The organism is Ruoffia halotolerans (genome assembly GCF_014049385.1).
In the GTDB taxonomy this organism is placed as follows: domain Bacteria; phylum Bacillota; class Bacilli; order Lactobacillales; family Aerococcaceae; genus Ruoffia; species Ruoffia halotolerans.
On the sequence record NZ_JACAOA010000007.1, the window covers coordinates 64,794 to 83,776 of the forward strand.

The 18,983-nt window shown below is 36.3% G+C and carries 22 protein-coding genes and 2 pseudogenes; 2 read left to right on the forward strand and 22 right to left on the reverse strand.

The genetic code is table 11. From position 1 onward, the window contains the following. Positions 1-55: 55 nt before the first annotated feature. From HW423_RS04005 to rsmG, 13 genes and pseudogenes are all read right to left on the reverse strand, one after another. Positions 56-565, reverse strand: a pseudogene (locus tag HW423_RS04005) (GNAT family N-acetyltransferase). A gap of 126 nt (positions 566-691) precedes the next feature. Continuing rightward, positions 692-1,216, reverse strand: coding sequence for a peptide-methionine (S)-S-oxide reductase MsrA (gene msrA, locus HW423_RS04010; protein WP_218930658.1), 525 nt, complete (start codon positions 1,214-1,216; stop codon positions 692-694). Positions 1,217-1,244: 28 nt separating this feature from the next. After that, positions 1,245-2,528: a D-alanyl-D-alanine carboxypeptidase family protein gene (locus HW423_RS04015; RefSeq protein WP_218930659.1), complete on the reverse strand. Its 1,284-nt coding sequence runs from the start codon at positions 2,526-2,528 to the stop codon at positions 1,245-1,247. Next, entirely contained in the window at positions 2,525-3,679 is a 1,155-nt protein-coding gene (locus HW423_RS04020) for a sensor histidine kinase (protein ID WP_218930660.1), read from the reverse strand. The genes HW423_RS04015 and HW423_RS04020 overlap by 4 nt, the downstream gene beginning before the upstream one ends. After that, the gene (locus HW423_RS04025; protein WP_218930661.1) at positions 3,669-4,361 is read right to left on the reverse strand and encodes a response regulator transcription factor; all 693 of its coding nucleotides are present in this window, start codon (positions 4,359-4,361) and stop codon (positions 3,669-3,671) included. The genes HW423_RS04020 and HW423_RS04025 overlap by 11 nt, the downstream gene beginning before the upstream one ends. Before the next feature lie 218 nt (positions 4,362-4,579). Continuing rightward, positions 4,580-5,236, reverse strand: a complete 657-nt coding sequence (locus tag HW423_RS04030) for a LysM peptidoglycan-binding domain-containing protein (RefSeq protein ID WP_218930662.1) — start codon at positions 5,234-5,236, stop codon at positions 4,580-4,582. 352 nt (positions 5,237-5,588) lie between these two features. After that, positions 5,589-7,067: an IMP dehydrogenase gene (gene guaB / locus HW423_RS04035; protein WP_218930663.1), complete on the reverse strand. Its 1,479-nt coding sequence runs from the start codon at positions 7,065-7,067 to the stop codon at positions 5,589-5,591. A 173-nt stretch (positions 7,068-7,240) separates the two neighbouring features. Beyond that, complete coding sequence (locus HW423_RS04040) at positions 7,241-8,044, reverse strand: DUF1129 domain-containing protein (protein WP_218930664.1); 804 nt, start codon at positions 8,042-8,044, stop codon at positions 7,241-7,243. Between the two features lie 17 nt (positions 8,045-8,061). Further along, positions 8,062-9,162: a redox-regulated ATPase YchF gene (gene ychF, locus HW423_RS04045; RefSeq protein WP_218930665.1), complete on the reverse strand. Its 1,101-nt coding sequence runs from the start codon at positions 9,160-9,162 to the stop codon at positions 8,062-8,064. 28 nt (positions 9,163-9,190) lie between these two features. Next, positions 9,191-9,394, reverse strand: coding sequence for a DUF951 domain-containing protein (locus HW423_RS04050; protein WP_138404946.1), 204 nt, complete (start codon positions 9,392-9,394; stop codon positions 9,191-9,193). Positions 9,395-9,406: 12 nt separating this feature from the next. After that, positions 9,407-10,297, reverse strand: coding sequence for a ParB/RepB/Spo0J family partition protein (locus HW423_RS04055; protein WP_218930666.1), 891 nt, complete (start codon positions 10,295-10,297; stop codon positions 9,407-9,409). Beyond that, positions 10,287-11,051: a ParA family protein gene (locus tag HW423_RS04060; RefSeq protein ID WP_138404944.1), complete on the reverse strand. Its 765-nt coding sequence runs from the start codon at positions 11,049-11,051 to the stop codon at positions 10,287-10,289. The genes HW423_RS04055 and HW423_RS04060 overlap by 11 nt, the downstream gene beginning before the upstream one ends. 15 nt (positions 11,052-11,066) lie before the next feature. Continuing rightward, entirely contained in the window at positions 11,067-11,786 is a 720-nt protein-coding gene (rsmG, locus tag HW423_RS04065; RefSeq protein ID WP_218930667.1) for a 16S rRNA (guanine(527)-N(7))-methyltransferase RsmG, read from the reverse strand. A 226-nt stretch (positions 11,787-12,012) separates the two neighbouring features. Here rsmG and HW423_RS04070 point away from each other — a divergent pair, with 226 nt between their 5' ends. Beyond that, complete coding sequence (locus tag HW423_RS04070) at positions 12,013-12,519, forward strand: methylated-DNA--[protein]-cysteine S-methyltransferase (RefSeq protein ID WP_218930668.1); 507 nt, start codon at positions 12,013-12,015, stop codon at positions 12,517-12,519. A gap of 100 nt (positions 12,520-12,619) precedes the next feature. On the opposite strand, the gene HW423_RS04075 is transcribed toward HW423_RS04070, so the two are convergent. The 3 genes from HW423_RS04075 to HW423_RS04085 form a co-directional block, all read right to left on the reverse strand. Then, positions 12,620-13,534, reverse strand: a complete 915-nt coding sequence (locus tag HW423_RS04075; protein ID WP_218930669.1) for a hypothetical protein — start codon at positions 13,532-13,534, stop codon at positions 12,620-12,622. A gap of 97 nt (positions 13,535-13,631) precedes the next feature. Beyond that, positions 13,632-14,054: an NUDIX domain-containing protein gene (locus HW423_RS04080; RefSeq protein ID WP_268951463.1), complete on the reverse strand. Its 423-nt coding sequence runs from the start codon at positions 14,052-14,054 to the stop codon at positions 13,632-13,634. A gap of 108 nt (positions 14,055-14,162) precedes the next feature. After that, positions 14,163-15,020: a GNAT family N-acetyltransferase gene (locus tag HW423_RS04085; RefSeq protein ID WP_218930671.1), complete on the reverse strand. Its 858-nt coding sequence runs from the start codon at positions 15,018-15,020 to the stop codon at positions 14,163-14,165. A gap of 89 nt (positions 15,021-15,109) precedes the next feature. Between HW423_RS04085 and HW423_RS04090 the strand changes: the two genes are divergently transcribed. Beyond that, positions 15,110-15,736 carry an HD domain-containing protein gene (locus HW423_RS04090; RefSeq protein ID WP_218930672.1) on the forward strand — a complete coding sequence of 209 codons (627 nt, stop codon included), beginning with the start codon at positions 15,110-15,112 and terminating at the stop codon, positions 15,734-15,736. 101 nt (positions 15,737-15,837) lie between these two features. Here the strand turns inward: HW423_RS04090 and HW423_RS04095 are convergent, their stop codons facing one another. The 6 genes and pseudogenes from HW423_RS04095 to HW423_RS04110 form a co-directional block, all read right to left on the reverse strand. Beyond that, positions 15,838-16,656 carry a metallophosphoesterase gene (locus HW423_RS04095; RefSeq protein WP_218930673.1) on the reverse strand — a complete coding sequence of 273 codons (819 nt, stop codon included), beginning with the start codon at positions 16,654-16,656 and terminating at the stop codon, positions 15,838-15,840. Positions 16,657-16,764: 108 nt separating this feature from the next. Continuing rightward, a pseudogene (locus HW423_RS04100) lies at positions 16,765-17,004 on the reverse strand (ATP-binding cassette domain-containing protein); the annotation flags it as partial. A gap of 1 nt (position 17,005) precedes the next feature. After that, positions 17,006-17,107 carry a DNA/RNA helicase domain-containing protein gene (locus HW423_RS11530; protein ID WP_138403816.1) on the reverse strand — a complete coding sequence of 34 codons (102 nt, stop codon included), beginning with the start codon at positions 17,105-17,107 and terminating at the stop codon, positions 17,006-17,008. Between the two features lie 117 nt (positions 17,108-17,224). Beyond that, complete coding sequence (locus HW423_RS11295; RefSeq protein WP_268951464.1) at positions 17,225-17,350, reverse strand: hypothetical protein; 126 nt, start codon at positions 17,348-17,350, stop codon at positions 17,225-17,227. A gap of 60 nt (positions 17,351-17,410) precedes the next feature. Next, a complete protein-coding gene (locus tag HW423_RS04105) occupies positions 17,411-17,611 on the reverse strand; it encodes a hypothetical protein (RefSeq protein ID WP_218930675.1) in 201 nt (66 codons plus the stop codon). A 428-nt stretch (positions 17,612-18,039) separates the two neighbouring features. Next, positions 18,040-18,735: a sugar phosphate isomerase/epimerase family protein gene (locus HW423_RS04110; RefSeq protein WP_218930676.1), complete on the reverse strand. Its 696-nt coding sequence runs from the start codon at positions 18,733-18,735 to the stop codon at positions 18,040-18,042. Positions 18,736-18,983 lie beyond the last annotated feature (248 nt).

Below are 18,983 nucleotides of genomic sequence, written 5' to 3' on the forward strand. Positions count from 1 at the left end.
TACTTGGTACAACAAAAAATCCACTACTGATATTTTGGTCAGTAGTGGATCTTTTTTATTTTACATAGTCAAATTCTACTTCGTCTTTCAAGATACCCATAAAGTAAGCATCCCGATATTGTCCATTTGTATAGAAGTGGTCTTTCATTGTTCCTTCTTGTCTAAAGCCTAATTTTTTATAGATATGGACTGCTGGATGATTATTCGCATCCACAATTAAATATACTTTATGCATATTTAAAATTGAAAAAGCATATTCAATTCCTTTTCGTAAAGCCTTTTGTGCTAAGCCTTGTCCACGGAATCGTTTAATGACAATAATTTGTATCTCACAATTTCGGTGAATATAATCGATTTCCATTAACTCAACAACCCCAACAAACTCACCGGCGACTTCAATGACAAAGCGTCTTTCAGAAGAATCGAAGAGGTGCTTATCATATAATCGTTCTAATTCATCGAGGGATTCATAGGGCTCTTCGAACCACTAGGCCATCATCTCGCGCTCATTATTGATGATATGAATCGAAGGTAAGTCATTCTTTTCTAATGCTCTAATTATCATACTCATCGCTTCCTTTAGTAATTATTTGGTTTTTACTAAGCTTATTATAGCATTTACCCAACTATCCACAAAAAAAGTTTCCATCAAAATTAATTTGTTAGAAACTTCATTGACGTACTCTATTTATTATTGTTTATGTTTTTCAACAAACGCTGCTCGTCCTGACCCAATAGTATAACGATTATAGTGTTCAGGATTTTTCTTATAATAATCTTGATGATAATCTTCTGCTTCATAGAATGGTTTTGCGTCTTCAACCGGTACAACGATAGGTTTACCAAATCGTCCACTCTTATCCAAGGCTTCTCTTGATTCTTTAGCTAACTGACGTTGCTCTTCTGAATTAACGAATATCACAGGACGATAAGATGTTCCACGGTCATAAAATTGACCCGTCGCATCTGTTGGGTCCATACTTGACCAATAAATATCAAGCAATTGTTGGTACGTTATCTTTTCTGGATCAAAGGTGATTTCAACCGCTTCTGTATGATTCGTTTCACCACTTGTTACTTGTGCATAGGTCGGATTTTCAGTCTGGCCTCCAGTATAACCTGAGACAACCGCTTCGACTCCATCCATTTCATCAAATGGATGAACCATACACCAGAAACACCCTCCAGCAAATATTGCTTTTTCATATTGACTCATTATATCCAATCCTTTCTTAATTCACTGACTAATTAAACAAATCAACGAAGAATCGTCGTGTGGACTCCCACGTATTACTCACGCCGTTTGAGAAGGAATGCCAGCCATTCACATACCAGGCTGCTTCTTCAATGGGCTCTGCTTGAACGACTGGCACATGGTTCCCTTTTGTCGAAGGTAAATACGTAAATTCAGTGCCAGCACCGTAGATGGTCATCTCTCCAACGACTTCTCCTTGTTCAACCGGTGCCACTAAATAGCTTCTATCTTCGAATAAAGCCTCATTAATTGAGAATTTGTACTCCAAACGCGGAGCGGTATCAATAATTGGAACAACTAAAGACATATCTTCGCCGTAGATAAGCTCCGCTTCACTTTCGAAACTACCTTCTACTTTGATGGTATTCACCTGCGTCGTCGGTTGCCCTTCACTGACAACGAGTTCTTTCATATAAGCACTATAGCTGTAGTCCATGAGACGATCCGTCTCTTCATAGCGAGTATCTTCATCCTCTGTCCCTAAAACAACTGTAATAATACCAAACTCATCTTCATTCGAATAACCGACAAAGCTATTGCCGTCTTGTTCGGAAGACCCTGGCATTAAACCTAGAACGTTTTCACGTTCGTAAGGCTTTCCATTTAACATTTGGTTATAGTTATTCATATCAATCGCATCATCCGTATTCGGTGTAAATACTGCTTCTGCTTGATTACTATAATCTAAATAATCCGGAAAATCATTGACCAGATGATAGGCAATGATTGCTGCAACTTCTGCAGAAAAGGCATTGGTTTCTCCATTGTCTTCTAACCCTGTTGAATTAATGAGATTAAATTCTTCAACGCCCCATTCTAACAACTGTGTTTCCATCATTTTAACAAAATCCGCTTCCGTCTCTCCCACCATTTCGGCTAAGGCAAGTGTGGCACCATTTGCTAAATTAATTGAAACAGCCTCGACTAATTCGTTGACTGTATAATTATAATCCTGTCTTAAAGGCACATTACCAATATTATAATCTTGACTCAATTGATATGCTTCATCTGAGATGGGAACAATAGATTCACGTGTCCACTCATCTTGTGCTTCAATTGTTTTTAAAGCAACATAAACGGATAATAATTTACTTACTGAACCCACTTGAAGCATCTCGTCTGCATTTTGGCTCATTAAGACTTGTCCGTTTTCACTATCAATTGAAATAGCAGAAATAGCATCAATAGTTGGCTCGGTTGATTGCGCCTGACTTTGTTGCGGAAATAAAAACGAGGTGATTAATAAAATGACAAATAAATAGTTTAACTTCATTCGTCACCACTCTCTTCTTTATTTTTTAATTTAATACGAAAGACAGTTTCATTATCTTCCACAGTCGCAAAGACCAATCCGCCATGTAAATCAACGATATTTTTTACGATTGAAAGTCCTAAACCACTTCCAGGAATCTCAGATGTTCTTGATTTCTCTGTTCGGTAACTCCGCTCAAAGATATTCTTATACTCAGATTCCGCAAGAATTTCACCGTTATTTCGCGTTTCCAGATAGACACTCGCATCATCGCTCGATTCATAAGCGCGCAAGCGAATGACATCTCCAAAACCGTATTTTAAAGCATTAGAGATCAGATTACTGAACACTCTTGCCATCTTATCGACATCAATCTGTACGAATAAATCCTCTGGGTAAACTTCTACAACAATATTTACGCCTTGCTCGTCACCTGTTAACTCAAATTCAGCTGCCAATTGTTCAAAGAAAAACTTGATAGGAATGGATTGAGCTTCAATCGAATACGTTGCTTGTCCTGATTCGATATATAAGAATAAATCATTCACTAACGTTCGCATCATCTTTGCCTTCTCGTACGCTATCCCAATATAGCTATCTTTCTCTTCCTCACTTTGATACTGCTTATGAATCACAGCATCTAAGTAACCAATCGTTGACGTGAGCGGTGTCCGAATATCATGACTGACATTGGCGATTAACTCATCTTTCGTCTCTTCTGCTCGTCGTTCTTCTTCAAGTGAATGTTCTGTACTTTCAACCAGTTGATTTATACTATCAATAATATCTGTCAATTCGCCAATATGCGTACTCTCGATTCGGTAATTGTATTTATTATTTTCAGATATGTAGTTTAAATGCTCCAAAGCACGACCAAGCCTCATCATTTTACGCTGTCTGTCCATACGGCGATATGTAATGAGTCCTCCGATACCTAATACGATCATCGTAATAATTTGGTTATAAGGAATGCGCCACAACTGGAAAAATTGGAACAAGTTTCCCCCACGCAGAAAATCTAAACGGGTATTAATAACAATATCAAAACCAAGTATAATCCCTAAATATACAAAAAACACGATAAAGAGAACACTTGAGGTATAACGAATTAAATCAATCTTTTGTGAACGTGTTAATTGGGTAGATAAGATTTGTTTATTATCATCGTTCAACCTTGTAGCCTACTCCCCATACAGTCTGAACGACTTTGTCTCCTCCAGTTGCCTGAGCAATTTTATCACGCAAATGACTCACGTGAACCATGACGGTTTTGGCACTCACAACACTTTCTTGATTCCATACTTCTTCAAAGATTTCATCCGCACTAAAGACTCGGTTTGGGTTACTTGATAATAAATATAAAATTCCAAACTCAAGAGCCGTCAATTGAATTTCAACGCCACTATCTGTTCTCACTTCATGAGAATCACGGCGAATAACTAAAGGACCTACCTCTATCGTATCTCCTGGTGTCTCCATACCTGAATAACTATGTTGACGGCGTAAAATAGATTTAACACGTGCCATCACCTCTAACGGATTAAAGGGTTTGGTTACATAATCATCCGCTCCAGCAAATAAACCTTCGATTTTCTCGTGATCCGCTGATTTGGCACTCACCATAATTACTGGAATGCCCATATCCTTTTCACGCATCACTTCAACCACTTCTAAACCAGTTACTTTTGGCATCATCACATCTAAGATAACCAAATCAAATTCTTGACTTGCTTCTAACTGATTTAAAGCTTCTTCACCATTGAATGCTTTTACAACTTCATAACCTTCATTTTTTAGGTAAATATTTAAAAGATCTACGATTTCGCGATCATCGTCTGCTACTAATATACGCATCATAATCCTCCTTCTTTACAATTAATTGTACTCAATAACTATTATACCTTTTTTAAACACAAAAAATAGTAGTTACGATTAATGATGTCAAAATGACATAAGTTTTTCACAATTTAAGCCCATAATTCAGTATAACTAAAACCACCAGTGAAGGTGACTTGGTTAGCCCTCTCCACTAGTGGTTCATATTATTTTATTTACTTGTTCAGTATGAGCAATTATTGTCTAATAATCAATTCGTCTCCAACTTGCAAGGCATCACTTTCTAGTTTATTCCAGTCAATAATATCTTGAACAGTTACCCCACATTCAGCAGCGATACGGTATAAGTAATCGCCCGCTTCAACCACATAAATAATGTCTTCAGGGTCGCCAGGGTCTGGTTCTTCCGATCCATTATCTGCGTCAATAACGATTAATTCTTGCCCAACAAATAAACTATTACTTTCTAAGTTATTCCAGTCAATAATATCTTGGACGCTAGCATCAAATGCATTGGCAATACTATATAATGAATCGCCTGATTGAACGACATAAGTACCTTCTTCTGGTTCTTCAGGCTCAGGTGCAGGTTCCTCAGGTTCTTCAACGTCCTCTAAAAGTTCATAATAAACGTAAGCACCGTTTTCATCCATAGTGACATAAAAGTCAGCATGAATATCAATATTGAAGTTTGCATTCGCATATTCAACGGCTGCATCTACACTTGGGAAATATTGCTCCACGAGTGAGTAGTTTGGTAGATAGGCTTCGTCCCCTGGTTCAGGTCTAACAAAGTCTTGTGCGTTGGTTTGAACTTGTCCAAAACCAAGTGCCATCAACGATGCTAATAAAGTAGCTGTTAATTTTAAGTTCCGACTGTTTCTGCGAATCATTTGTATCGCATCCTTTCACTATTGTGCGTCGGGTTTCTTTTTTTCTTAACTACAACCTCATTGTAACACCTTCGAAATTCTTGTCATGTCATAACCCCCATGTTCATATGAAGGTCAAACAATGTTCATAGTCTCATAATCAAAGATTCATATTAGGTCGAATACGGTGGTTTGAGTGCTCTGGCATTTTCTCAAGGTACTTTTTTCACGTTTTGCATCCCTGAAAAATTCTCAAGGCACTTTTTATATAATTCCCTGCCATAAGCTCCCAAAAACACAAAAAACCCAACAATATAGCTAATTAATCACTACATTATTGAGTATTTTCGGTTACCAAACTTACAATTGTAAATTATGCGCGTGAGTAGTTTGGTGCTTCTTTTGTAATATTAACGTCATGTGGGTGAGACTCGATAAGTCCAGCACCACTCATGCGGATGAATTGTGCTTCTTCGCGTAAGGCTTTTAAGTTTGCTGATCCAGTATAACCCATACCAGCACGAATTCCACCTAGCATTTGGAAGACGATATCTTGAGCGCTACCTTTATAAGCAACACGCCCTTCAATTCCTTCTGGAACAAGTTTGTTTGCTTCATTTTTAGATTGGAAGTAACGGTCGCTTGATCCTTTTTCCATAGCCGCTAAACTACCCATACCACGGTAAGTTTTGAAACGACGTCCTTGATAAATTTCAAAGTCACCAGGAGATTCATCCGTACCAGCTAACATACTACCTAACATGACAGCATTTCCACCAGCTGCGATTGCTTTGACGATATCACCTGAGTATTTAATACCACCGTCGGCAATAATTGCTTTCCCGTATTCACGAGCGGCAGTAGCTGATTCATAAATTGCGGTTAATTGAGGTACACCAACACCTGCAACAACACGCGTTGTACAGATAGAGCCTGGTCCGATACCTACTTTTACAACGTCAACACCGACATCGAATAAAGCACGTGTACCTTCAGCTGTCGCAACGTTCCCAGCAATAATAGTAACATCTGGGTAAGTATCTCGAATTTCTTTAATTTTACGAATGACACCTGCACTATGTCCATGGGCTGTATCAACAACTAATGCATCCACTTGTTGGTCAATTAAGGCTTGTGCACGTTCAAATGTATCACTTGTCACACCAATTGCTGCCGCAACGAGTAAGCGTCCATGGCTATCTTTAGCTGCATTTGGATATTGGATTACTTTTTCAATATCTTTAATCGTAATTAATCCTGATAAGTGACCTTGTTCATTCACTAAAGGTAATTTTTCGATACGATGATTGAATAAGATACGTTCAGCTTCTTCTAATGATGTACCAATAGGTGCTGTAACTAAAGCTTCTTTAGTCATAACTGAAGAAATTTGAGCTTGGTCATCATTAATGAAACGAGTATCACGGTTTGTAATAATTCCTACTAAAGTTAAGTCTGTTTCAGATTTAACAATTGGAACACCACTAATGCGGTTACGAGACATTAAATCTTCGGCATCTCTAACTATGTGTTGAGGAGTTAAGTAAAATGGATCTAAGATGACACCATTTTCTGAACGTTTAACACGGCGAACTTCTTCAGCTTGTGCTTCAATTGACATGTTCTTATGAATGACACCGAGTCCACCTTGGCGTGCCATTGCTATCGCCATATCTGATTCGGTAACTGTATCCATACTTGCCGATAAAATTGGGATATTTAGTTTTAAGTTTGGGGATAATTCTACTGATAAATCAACATCATTAGGTAAAATATGACTTTCTGCTGGTACTAAGATTACATCATCAAATGTATATCCTTCGCGTTGAAATTTAGTGTTCCATGCGTTCATTTAAATCCTCCTATATATTTGTCTTTTCTATATTTTTACTAAGTTACCATATTGTATTTTTATTATCAACCGAATACTTAACATTCTCTTTATAAAAAAATGGAATGTTCGTTAATTTTCCTATCTATAATAAAAACCAACCAAGTTAAACTTGATTGGTTGATTTGAAGTGGTTAGAATACCCCACCTTGAATATTTAATTGTCTCTTTAATAAGAAGCGTAAACCAAAAGTTATAGCTGCAATAATGATATAAGTCATTGGTTCAAAGACTGGGTTCAGTACAGGTGGAAGTAACACAGCACTGATACTTACGATTAAGAACCAACCAAACATTGCGGCAATAGACACTCCAAAGTAACGCCATAAACGACGCTCACCTTTAGGTGCATCTAAATCTGGCATAACTTTTGATGTCACTAACATCGCAATACCTGCAACAATATAGTTAATTATTAAAGTAGTTAAGCCCATGAAAGCAGAAGTTGCCCCCGCATCTGCGTTCAACATCGAAATTCCTGTGATGAATGTGAATAATGAACCTAGCATCAATCCACCATCTAAAGCAATTTGCCAATCAGGTGACTTTTCAACTGGTGCATTTTCTGGATTTGGAAATTCTTGTTCCATAATTAAGTTAGCAGTTTCTGTCGGTGTTCCATAAATTTGACGTGCTGTTTGGCTATTGATTTGCCCGTCAAGTAACGTATCCACCATCTCAGCATAGACACGTTCTTGAACTTCATAGTGCAATTGGTCAGATAATTTTTTATCTACACTTAACATAAATTGCTTATTTTTGTTCGTTAACTCTGCAAACTGGCTTTCTTTAATCCCAGCAATAACATTTCTTTCTTGAGATTCTTCAACACTTGCTACTTCTGTTTCTTTAGCCGTCTCAATTGATTCTTCAGCTACTTTATCAGTTGTCACTTCTACATCTTTCTCTTCGAATTCTTTTTTGTTATCTTCTGACATAATTTCCCCCGATCGATCTAGACATTAAATCTAAATAACATAATGTCGCCGTCTTTAACAATATATTCTTTACCTTCTGAACGATAGTAACCTAATTCACGCGAACGAGCCATGCTTCCAGCTTCCATTAAGTGATTATAAGAGACAGTTTCAGCACGGATGAATCCACGTTCGAAGTCAGAGTGAATCACTCCAGCTGCTTGAGGAGCTTTCATTCCTTTTTTGAATGTCCAAGCGCGTACTTCTTGCTCACCTGCTGTAAAGTAAGTTCCTAAACCTAATAATGTATAAGCTTTTTGAATTAAACGGTCTAAACCTGATTCTTCTAAACCAAAGTCTTCTAAAAATACTGCTTTTTCTTCGTCATCCAAGATAGCAATTTCTTCTTCAAGACTTGCACATACTGGAACAACTTCTGCTCCTTGTGTAGCAGCAAATTCAATTACCTTTTGTAGGTGAGGATTTGAATTTGGATCGCTTACTTCCTCCTCTCCAATATTCGCTACGTATAACATTTTCTTGCGTGTCAATAAGAATAAGCTCTTCACAATCGGCTCTTCTTCTTTAGTGAATTCAACTGAGTTCGCTAATTGATCATTTTCAAGGGCATCTTTCAAGCGTTCTAAGATATCCATCTCGATTAATGCATCTTTATCTTTAGTTCTAGCTAATTTTTGAACACGTGTTAATCGCTTATCAATCGATTCCAAGTCAGCTAAGATTAACTCTAAGTTGATTGTCTCTATATCTGAAAGTGGATCCACTTTCCCGTCAACGTGAGTAATATTTTCGTCTTCGAAACAACGAACAACGTGACAAATTGCGTCCACTTGGCGAATATTACTTAAGAATTTGTTTCCTAATCCTTCGCCTTTACTTGCACCCTTTACAATCCCTGCGATATCTGTAAATTCGAAGGTTGTTGGAATTGTTTTCTTAGGTTTTACTACTTCTGTAATGTCTGTTAAACGTTTGTCAGGTACTTCTACCACTCCAACATTTGGGTCAATCGTCGCGAACGGATAGTTTGCTGCTTCAACCCCTGCTTTTGTAATTGCGTTAAAAAGTGTTGATTTACCAACGTTAGGTAAGCCAACAATACCAGCTGTTAATGCCATGTAGTCACTCTCTTTCTTTTATTTAAACTTATTCAGCAGATTCTGCTTTCTCTAGTACTTTTTTCATTTTCTTTTCAAAATCACGCCGAGTCATCGTCACAATATGCTTACAATTCATACATTGTATACGAATATCCATCCCCATACGGATAATTTGCCAGCGGTTTGTTTGGCAAGCGTGTGGTTTTTTCATTTCGACAATATCGAGTTTATCAAATTCTTTACGATTCATCTTGTCCACTCCCTATAAATGTATATTTAATAAATCTAAAATTCGAATTAAATCTGATTCAGATAAAAATTCAATTTCTATTTTACCACGTTCACCACGTTGATTAATTGTCGTAGCTGTCCCAAAGTAATCTTGCATTTCTTGTTCAATCGCAAGATAATGGGGTGGTTTTTTGGCTTTTTCTTTTTTGTCTTTTTCTTTGTCTTCTTTAGGAGCTTCATCATTTAATGATTGAACTAATTCTTCGAGTTGACGAACAGTCATTCCTTCACTTACGACACGTTTTGCGACTGGAATCAGTTGGTCTTTATCTTTAAGACCTAAGATCGTACGCGCTTGTCCCATCGATAATTGTTCCCCAACCATTGTCTTAATTTCATCTGGTAATGATAATAGACGTAAGTAATTGGCGATATATGGGCGACTTTTACCAATTCTTTCAGCCACTTGCGCTTGTGTTAAATCAAGATTCTCCATCAAGATGTTATATGCTTCAGCTTCTTCTAAAGGACTCAAGTCTTCACGTTGTAGGTTTTCTACCACTGCAATTTCAATCATTTGTTCTTCATCTAGTTCACGAACAATACCTGGAATTGTTTCTTTACCTGCCAGTCGACTTGCACGAACACGCCGTTCACCAGCGATTAATTCATAACCTTTGATTGTTGATTTTCTAAGAATTACAGGTTGAAATACACCGGACTGTTTAATCGAATCAGCTAATTCATTTAAAGCTTTCTGATTAAATGTTTTACGCGGTTGATAAGGGTTAGCACGAATTTGATCTAATGGAATCTCTTCTACGATTTCGTTTTCGCCTGGAGTTTCCTCATATGCTGAAAACAAGGCATCCATACCGCGGCCTAAGCCGCCTCGTTTACGAGGTTGGTTATTATTCGCCATTACTAATCACTTCCTTTGCCAGTTCAACATACATCTCCGCACCTCTTGAGCGAGAATCATATTCAATGACTGATTGCCCATAAGAAGGTGCTTCTGATAAGCGAATATTTCTTGGAATGACTGTGCGGTAGACTTTTTCATGGAAATACTTACGAACTTCATCCATCACTTCAAAGCCTAAATTCGTTCGTGCATCGAGCATTGTAATTAATACGCCCTCGATACGGAAATTGCGATTATAAGTTTTTTGAACTAAACGAATGGTATTTAATAATTGTGTTAATCCTTCTAGCGCGTAATACTCAGCTTGTACTGGGATTAAAATTGTATCACTTGCGGTAAAAGCATTAATTGATAATTGACCTAATGAAGGTGGGCAATCGATTAAGATATAATCATAATTTTTACGAATCGGGGCCACTGCTTCTTTCAGGCGTGACTCGCGGTTTTCAATATTTACTAGTTCTAACTCTGCAGCTGCAAGTTGAATGTTTGACGGTACAATCCATAAGTTATCTTGACTTGTTTCAACGATGACATCTTGAATTGGAATTTGATCAATGAGTACTTCATACAAGCTTGCATCTAATGCGCTTCTTTCTACCCCAAGACCACTCGTCGCATTTCCTTGCGAATCAGAATCAATGATTAATACTTTTTTACCTAAAGTTGCTAAAGCAGCTCCTAGGTTAACTGTTGTGGTGGTTTTACCAACACCACCTTTTTGATTACCGACTGCAATCATTTTACTCATGCGATCTCCTCCTTGTTATAACGGTTGTTTGGCTGGTTTACCAGGACGTCTTGGATATTTCTTCGGTGTTTCTAAAGTTTTGCGAATCACTAAGATTTCACGCTCACTATCTTCAATGGGCAGCATCTCGCTAATTTGCTCTTCAAACTTCGCTCCAAGCGTTGCGATAGCCTTTTTTGCTTTAACGATTTCTTCGTCAGCTCTTTGTGCTTTCAGAGCAATGAAGTAGCCACCTTTTTTAGCTAATGGTAAACACAATTCGCTTAAGACATTTAAAGCTGCTACAGCTCTTGCTGTGACGATATCGAATTGTTCGCGGTGGGCTTTGTCTTGTCCAACTTCTTCTGCACGACCATGAACAGCCTTAACGCCTGTTAAGTTCAATTCCTCTGCTAAAAGGTTTAAAAATGTTATACGTTTGTTCAATGAATCTACAATTGTAATGTCTAAATCAGGGCGTACAATCTTCATTGGAATACTTGGAAAGCCGGCCCCTGCTCCAACATCACATAAAGTAGCATTCTGTTTAAAATAATCAGGTGCCATCCATAAGGGCATTAATGAATCATAGAAATGCTTTAAATACACATCTGGCTTTTCAGTAATTGCCGTTAAGTTAATCTTATTATTCCACTCGACTAACAGGTGGTAATACTGTTCAAACTGATTAATCTGTTGTTCAGTTAATTGAATACCCTTTTCATTCAGGGCTTGGATAAATTCTTCGACTGTCATAACCGTCTCCTTTTAAATAAGTCCTTTTGTGAAACAAACCCATGTTTCACGCCATGTATACTTTAACTTAAATGCTAGTTCTATGCAATGATATCTAAGGAGAAATTTCTTTTTAATCACTATTTTAACATAGACTAGTATGAATTATCATTCATTTCAATCTGATTCTTAAAGAGTTATAATAGAGATACAAATAAAATGGTTATTATATAGGAGGAAGTTTACCTTGAGCCCAACTTTATACTACACTTTTCTTACGGTATTCAATCGGTTATATACGATTGCTTCAACAGAAAAGGGCTTAGCTTACATAAGTCCAGACGATGGAAATCTTGAACCTTTAGAGACACACTTTAAAAACTTCAAACTCCAAGAAGATGCATCGATGAATGCGGGTTCCATCAAGCAAATCGAAGAATATATAGCTGGAACTCGAAAGGAGTTTGATCTCGACCTAGATATTCAAACCGGAACACCCTTTCAACAGTCAGTGTGGCAGACTTTACTTACTATTCCTTTCGGCCAGACTCAACATTATGGGGCGATTGCTGATGGAATTAACAATCCTAAAGCGGTTCGAGCGGTTGGGGGAGCTATCGGACGTAACCCTATCTCTATTGTAATTCCTTGTCACCGTATCATTGGAAAAAATGGTTCTTTAACTGGATACAGTGGCGGCATCGATGTAAAAATAAAATTACTCGCAATTGAAGGTGTTCAATACAGTGTTTAAACTGATTAATCACTTTAACCACCTTGTTTAACATTGTCAGCTTTTTTTTAAACGCAATAAATAATCCCTTAAAGCCTGTGGACTTTAAGGGATTACATTTTTATGATTCCTCACCATATCTCAATGAGTTTTCATATGTTAATTGTCTGTCATGAAAAGCTTGGATTTCTGCTTCAATTCTTGGATAAATTTCTTTGACTAAGTCTTCATCGCTCAAATCATTTGTTTGAGCTTCTTGATAAAGGGACAAGATATTATCTGCTCCCGCTTGATTCAATCTTACATAGGTTAGTTCAGAGTGATTGATGATTGTTGAGCTAATATCTCGATAAGTTTCATAATCTTCATTGCGTAAAAGATTTAAATCTGGATATTCATTCGCAATATCACGATAAAGTTCTAGGTAGATCTCCTCATTACCTGCTTCTTGATGAGAGTGATATTGATTAACGAGGAACTCAGTATCAACTTCACGTAATTGCTCACGATTGATTGGCTGTTCTTGAACAAGATTATCATGAATAATAAATGCTAACTCTTCTTCCGCATCTCGGTTAAAACTTACCTCTGGTTGAGGGATTAACTTATCTTCGTTCTCGTCATAAACAAAGTAGAAACTATCTGTCGTCATTGTCGCTTCTTCTTCACCGTAACGCATTGAATAGTCATTCAGATTTGTTTTTAAGATATATAGTGTACGGTTGTCATTATCTTCAATTCCATCGACTTCAAAGTTCTCTTCAACTTGCGTGATGTCAATTGTATAGTAGACTGATCCATTATACTCATCAGTAATGACCATTTGATTTCCGCGTAAGATAGCGGATTGACTTGACATATCACCTTCATAAGACCAAACACCTTGAATCTCTTCAGGAATTCCTTCAAACTCATTTAATTCTTGAGCTAATATAAATTCAGGTTGTTCTAGCATCACCGGTTGATCAAACGTTGTAACATTCACAATAGCGATTGTACACAAAAAAGCTAAACCAATATCACGAATACGACTCATCCAATCCCTCCCCTTTGCTTGTTAAATCAATTATAGCAATATTTTTAGAAAAAGGGTGTGAAGTTTGCTTGAAGTTTATGACGTTATTGTGACATTTTTAAGTTAATTTAAAGTGCTTTAACTTGATTTCTTTCATTCGCTCTATGACTTCATTTGTTAAACGGACTAAACTATCTGTATTTGATATAGCTAAGACTTCGTCTTCACTCAACCACTGGAAACCTTGAGTCTCTCCTGCTTGTAATTGAATGGAGTTTTTATCTATATTAGTTAAACAAAAGAAACTTTTTTGTAAATATCGTTTCTCTTCTCGAATAATGACTGGCGTCAATTCATAGAGTGCATCTGCTTTAATCCCTGTTTCTTCATACAATTCTCGCCAAGCACCCTCACTAAAGTCTACACCCTTGATTTTATTTCCACCAGCAGTTAACTCATATTCTCCTGCACGACTTTCTTTATCATCCGAACGCTTCATTATAAGATAATCCCCATCAACATGCTGCACAATAATATTCATAATCTTATGTTAGGTACCTTCAGGAATCGTCTCTCCTCGTTCATGATTCGTACTAACGATGTTTCCACCCCGATCAAATAAGTCCCATAATTCCATAAAGTCCCTCCATTATTCATTTAAATAAACGACTTCTGATATGACTCTAAAGCCATTCTTTTGATATAAATGCTTAGCGTGTGCATTTTCTTTTTCTACTGATAAGCGAAATGGACGTTCGTCCTCTGCATTTAACTGCTTCATCATTTGATAGATACCTTGCGTTCCAAAGCCCTGTCCTTGATAATTTGGATCCACGGCTAAGCCAAAGAGATAATAATATTCTTCCGTTGTGTTCACTGAACTGGAGCCAACAATGTCTCCCTCCTGATTCAAGAAAACAAAGATCTCATGATCATCTTCACCAATACTGCCTTCTGCATAGGTCATCGCTTCTTGAAAAGAACTCTCGAAAGCTTTTGCTTGAAATGAAGCGATACTTCTCGCATCTGTCATCACTGCTTTTCGTACTTGGATAGTTGCTTCTGGATATTCTTGCTCAACCATTTCTTTAGCTTCCATCAAATATTCTGTCTCGTGCCAGTCAATTTGATACGTTCTATGTAGATAATTCGTTTTTTCAATGAAGCGTCGCTCACTTATGTAAGATATATCAGCAATACGAAAGGATTTAATAATCTCTTTAGCTTGTTCTATTAAAGCCGTGGCAATACCTTGTTGTCTATAAGTTGGGTGCACAATCACTGATAATTCAGCTTCTTCAATATTATCAGCATATATGGATAGAAAACCAATCAAGTAATTTTCAACCCAAGCAAATAAAAATGCGGGCATTCTTTGGTCAAAATTAAAGCGATTATCTAAATAAATATCATGATATGTTCCGTCATGCGTTTGAACTATTGCTTCTAATTCATTGATTTGTATTATTGTCATATTATCTAAGGTGTTTCTTGCTTCTATCTTCATCTTATTTCCCCTTTTTTTAATTAATTCTAATTTTAGCACATTTAATTCTAATTATGTTATACTAACAAAAATATCAATGAGGTGTTAAAATGATAAATCAAAAATTAGTTGAGTATATTGAATCGAAAATAATTCCTCAGTACAAAGCCTATGATGGCGCTCATCAACCTGATCATGTGTATCAAGTAATTGAGAATAGTTTGGATATCGCAAAAAATTATAATGTGAATCTAGACATTGTCTATGCTATCGCAGCTTATCACGATATTGGCTTAAAGTTTGGCCGACAAGGACATGAATCAGCCTCTCGTAAAATTATCGAAGCGGATTTTATCTTAAAAACAATTTTTAATGATAATGAAATAAAGACGATTGCCCAAGCAGCAGAAGATCACCGTGCATCTTTACCTTATGAACCCCGTTCACTTTATGGCAAGATTATTTCTGAGGCGGATCGCGATATCAACTTTGAAAGATTACTGAGTCGAACCATTCTATATAGTTTGGATCACTATCCTGACTACGTTAAAGAAGATACTTTTGAACAAGTTTATGCGCATATGATTGAGAAATATGGTCCTTCAGGACGAATTAAACTTTGGCTAGAATACGAGCCTAATGTCGAGAACTTAAAAAAAGTTCATGCGACTCTTGCGGACGAAACAGCCTTTCGAAAAGCTTTTGAACCTCTGTACTCAAAATACAAACAAAACTAATCATATTTACAACATTATCTTAGGAGCTTCTTCCTAGATAATGTTATTTTTATACTAAAAAAGCTTAACCATACTTAGAGATAGTTAAGCTTTTTTGCATTTTAATGTAAATCGACGATGACAATTTCAGGTGGATTAAAGATACGTGGGAACTCTTGATTTTGAATCATCAAGCCGCGACTGACAATCATCGTAGCTTCATTCTCTAATTCATATTCGCCACCGACGTAAGCTGGGAAAAAGCCCTGTTGCGGTGAATAAAGGCCGTTAATTAAGCCAGGTAATCGGAATTGTCCTCCATGAGCGTGTCCCGCTAATATTAAGTCAAACGGGTATTTTTCATATTGTTCAACTTGTTCAGGGCGATGACTGATTAAGATATTAAAATACTCTGTATCTAGTTTTTTTCCTACGTGCTTCAATTGCTTTTTAAATGTACGTTTGTGTTTCGCATCATCCACACCATTTATTACTAGTGTTGTTTGACCCACTTCTACTTTCGCACGGTCTCCTTCTAACACTTGAATATTCATCTCACGAATCAAGCGTTTAAAGCCAGCTAAATGTTTCATACGTAATTCATGATTCCCCGTAACGTAAAATGTTGGGTAATGTTGGCCTAACCAATCGAGAAGCTTAGTTGTTGGGTGGACATTTCCAACGTAGTCGTAAAGGTCGCCTCCTAAAAGCACAATGTCAGGCTTTTGTTCGGAAATTTGTTCTATCAAGATAGATTGATTATCACCAAACTGGTTATTATGTAAATCACTTAAGAACATCACCCGAACATTATTGTTTACTTTATTGCTCTTCATTTGGTATTTTCTAATTTGAATGCTTGTATCAAAGGCTTTCCTTACAATTGCAACCCCTGCGAACGTTAAGGCTAATTTAGTTAATGTCTTCATTTTCATCGTCATCACCCACTCCCTTATAACTTACTATTCTACTACGAGAACCCTCTCATTTAAGTTATATTTTACTAATAATGTCGTCATCAATTTCTCTTTTAGTCACTGGAATCTCATTTAACGAAGATGTATGAGCTTTTCTTCATCTATTTGATACACTTGATCAGCGACTCGGTTCACAAATTCCTTATCATGAGATGTAAAAATAACCGTACCTGGATACTTCTGGATAAAGCTTTCTAAAGCTTCAATCGTAAAAACATCGATAAAATTGGTCGGTTCATCTAGAATCAATACATTACTTGCTTTGACAAACATCTCTGCCATAGCCACCCGTGTTGCCTCACCCCCACTTAATTTATTCAAGGTGATTTTGATAATTAAAGTTATTGAAGGCATCCCTGTTTGATAATAGAAGATGAGCTTCATCTACTAAGACAACGTCCGCTTGCTTTCTCAAATCGTAATATGCTTGTGGTCTCCACTATATTGTAATGATCCAATTCGTCCGACGAATATTTCCGATTTCACCGTTCTCTACAATCGCTTTTATTTTTTGATAAAGCGGGTTATTACGTTAATTGAACATAATTGCATAAGAAAATTCATCTTTTTTAGACTCTGCAACTTCGTTTAATTTTTTAACCTGTTCTGTATATACACCTGCTGACTTTTCGTTTAATACGTGTAAACCATTTTCCAAAGCATAAATCGCCATTTCAGGGTGTTAGTAATGTGGTATCTCTTTCAATACTGCGTCACCTTATCCACTATTAACCATCTCTTTATAGTTACGATAAATTTTAGTGTTTGGAAAGTCTGCTTTGATTTTCTCGTCTTTAGCCTCATCAATATCTGTAACCGCTACTACTGCCATTTTGTCAACTTTACCTTCAGTGTCTAAACTTCCATAGAATCCACCTTGTTGTCCGTATCCAATAATACCTAAGTTAACTTGTTCCATTTCCATGTCTCCTTCTAATAAACTATTTTTTTTAACCATTTGTTTTGGATAGCTCACTTTTAACTTTCTTTTTTAGAAAGTGAATAATGCAATCCGAAACCTTTAAAGAGCTTATAATAGGAAACAAGAGCACTTTCAACTGATATATGAAATAAATAGCTCTTTATATTTAGTTTTTAAGACTCACATTTTCTTATAAGGAAACTTATTTTATATTATTAATTTTTTGACATTCTTTCACAATCGCATCTTTTTTTAAATTAAGTATTTCCATAGACATGTGTGAAAATTTTTAATAAAAAATTTACTCTTTTTCATCCGAGTCATCGAATGTTTTATTTTATTTTTTTCATGTTTATTTGGTTTTTCTAACAAAAAAACTGCAATTATTCCATTAATTGCAGTTTTAAAGTATTATTTAATTCTGACTATTTCTTTTTTAATTTCTCGATTTCGCCTTTTACCGTCTCAAATGGATTACCGCCACATGGGTATTCAATTGCCCGATTGACTTCTTCTGAAAATACAGCTAATATTTCGAGCATACTGATATCCCCTTCATCAATCAGAGTCATTTCTTTAGTATCGGCTTTAATGTTTTTCATATGAATGAACGTGACATCATCTTTTAATGCTTTCGCACTTTCTAATGGGGACTGGCCTGTTGCTAAGAAGTTTCCTGTATCAAAAGTCATTCCAGCGTTAATACCGGCGTCTTTTAGTTTATCAAGAATCCTTTTTATCTTCTCAGAGGTTGAGTAATCTTCTTGATCGTTCTCTAATGTCAGATGTAAAATACCATATTCTGTCATTAAAGATTTAAGTATTTCTATATCCACATCATTTATATCTTCATCATAACCTGCAACGTTTTTGAATTGATTAGCTCCTAATGCGCTGTATTCTTCAAAGTATTGATGCAAAGTTTCTTTGCTCATTAATACGCCAGGGAATAAGACATCAGGTACTGCATAATACAAAGTCATATCCAATTCTGTTGCTTTTCCTTTTAATTCGGCTAATTCTTTTCTATCACGTAAATACTCACGACGAATCTCAACTGTTTGAATCCCCAAGTCTTTGTTTTTTTCTAACCATTCAATCTGAAATTGCCCTTGTTTCATGAGTTCTTCGAATACATATGTATTCAGAACTAAATTTTATCTTCTATATGATGTATCTCCCTTTAAATGAATAAATTATAATAAAAATTATGTAAGTGTTACCATTTTTTTTGGAAAGCTTGAAACTTTTATATCATTGATAGTAAAATTGCGAACAATTTTGCTCTCTTTACCAAAATAATATATATAATTTACACAATCTTTACAATTATCACGTATAATCAATATAGATTAATAGAATGGGAGAG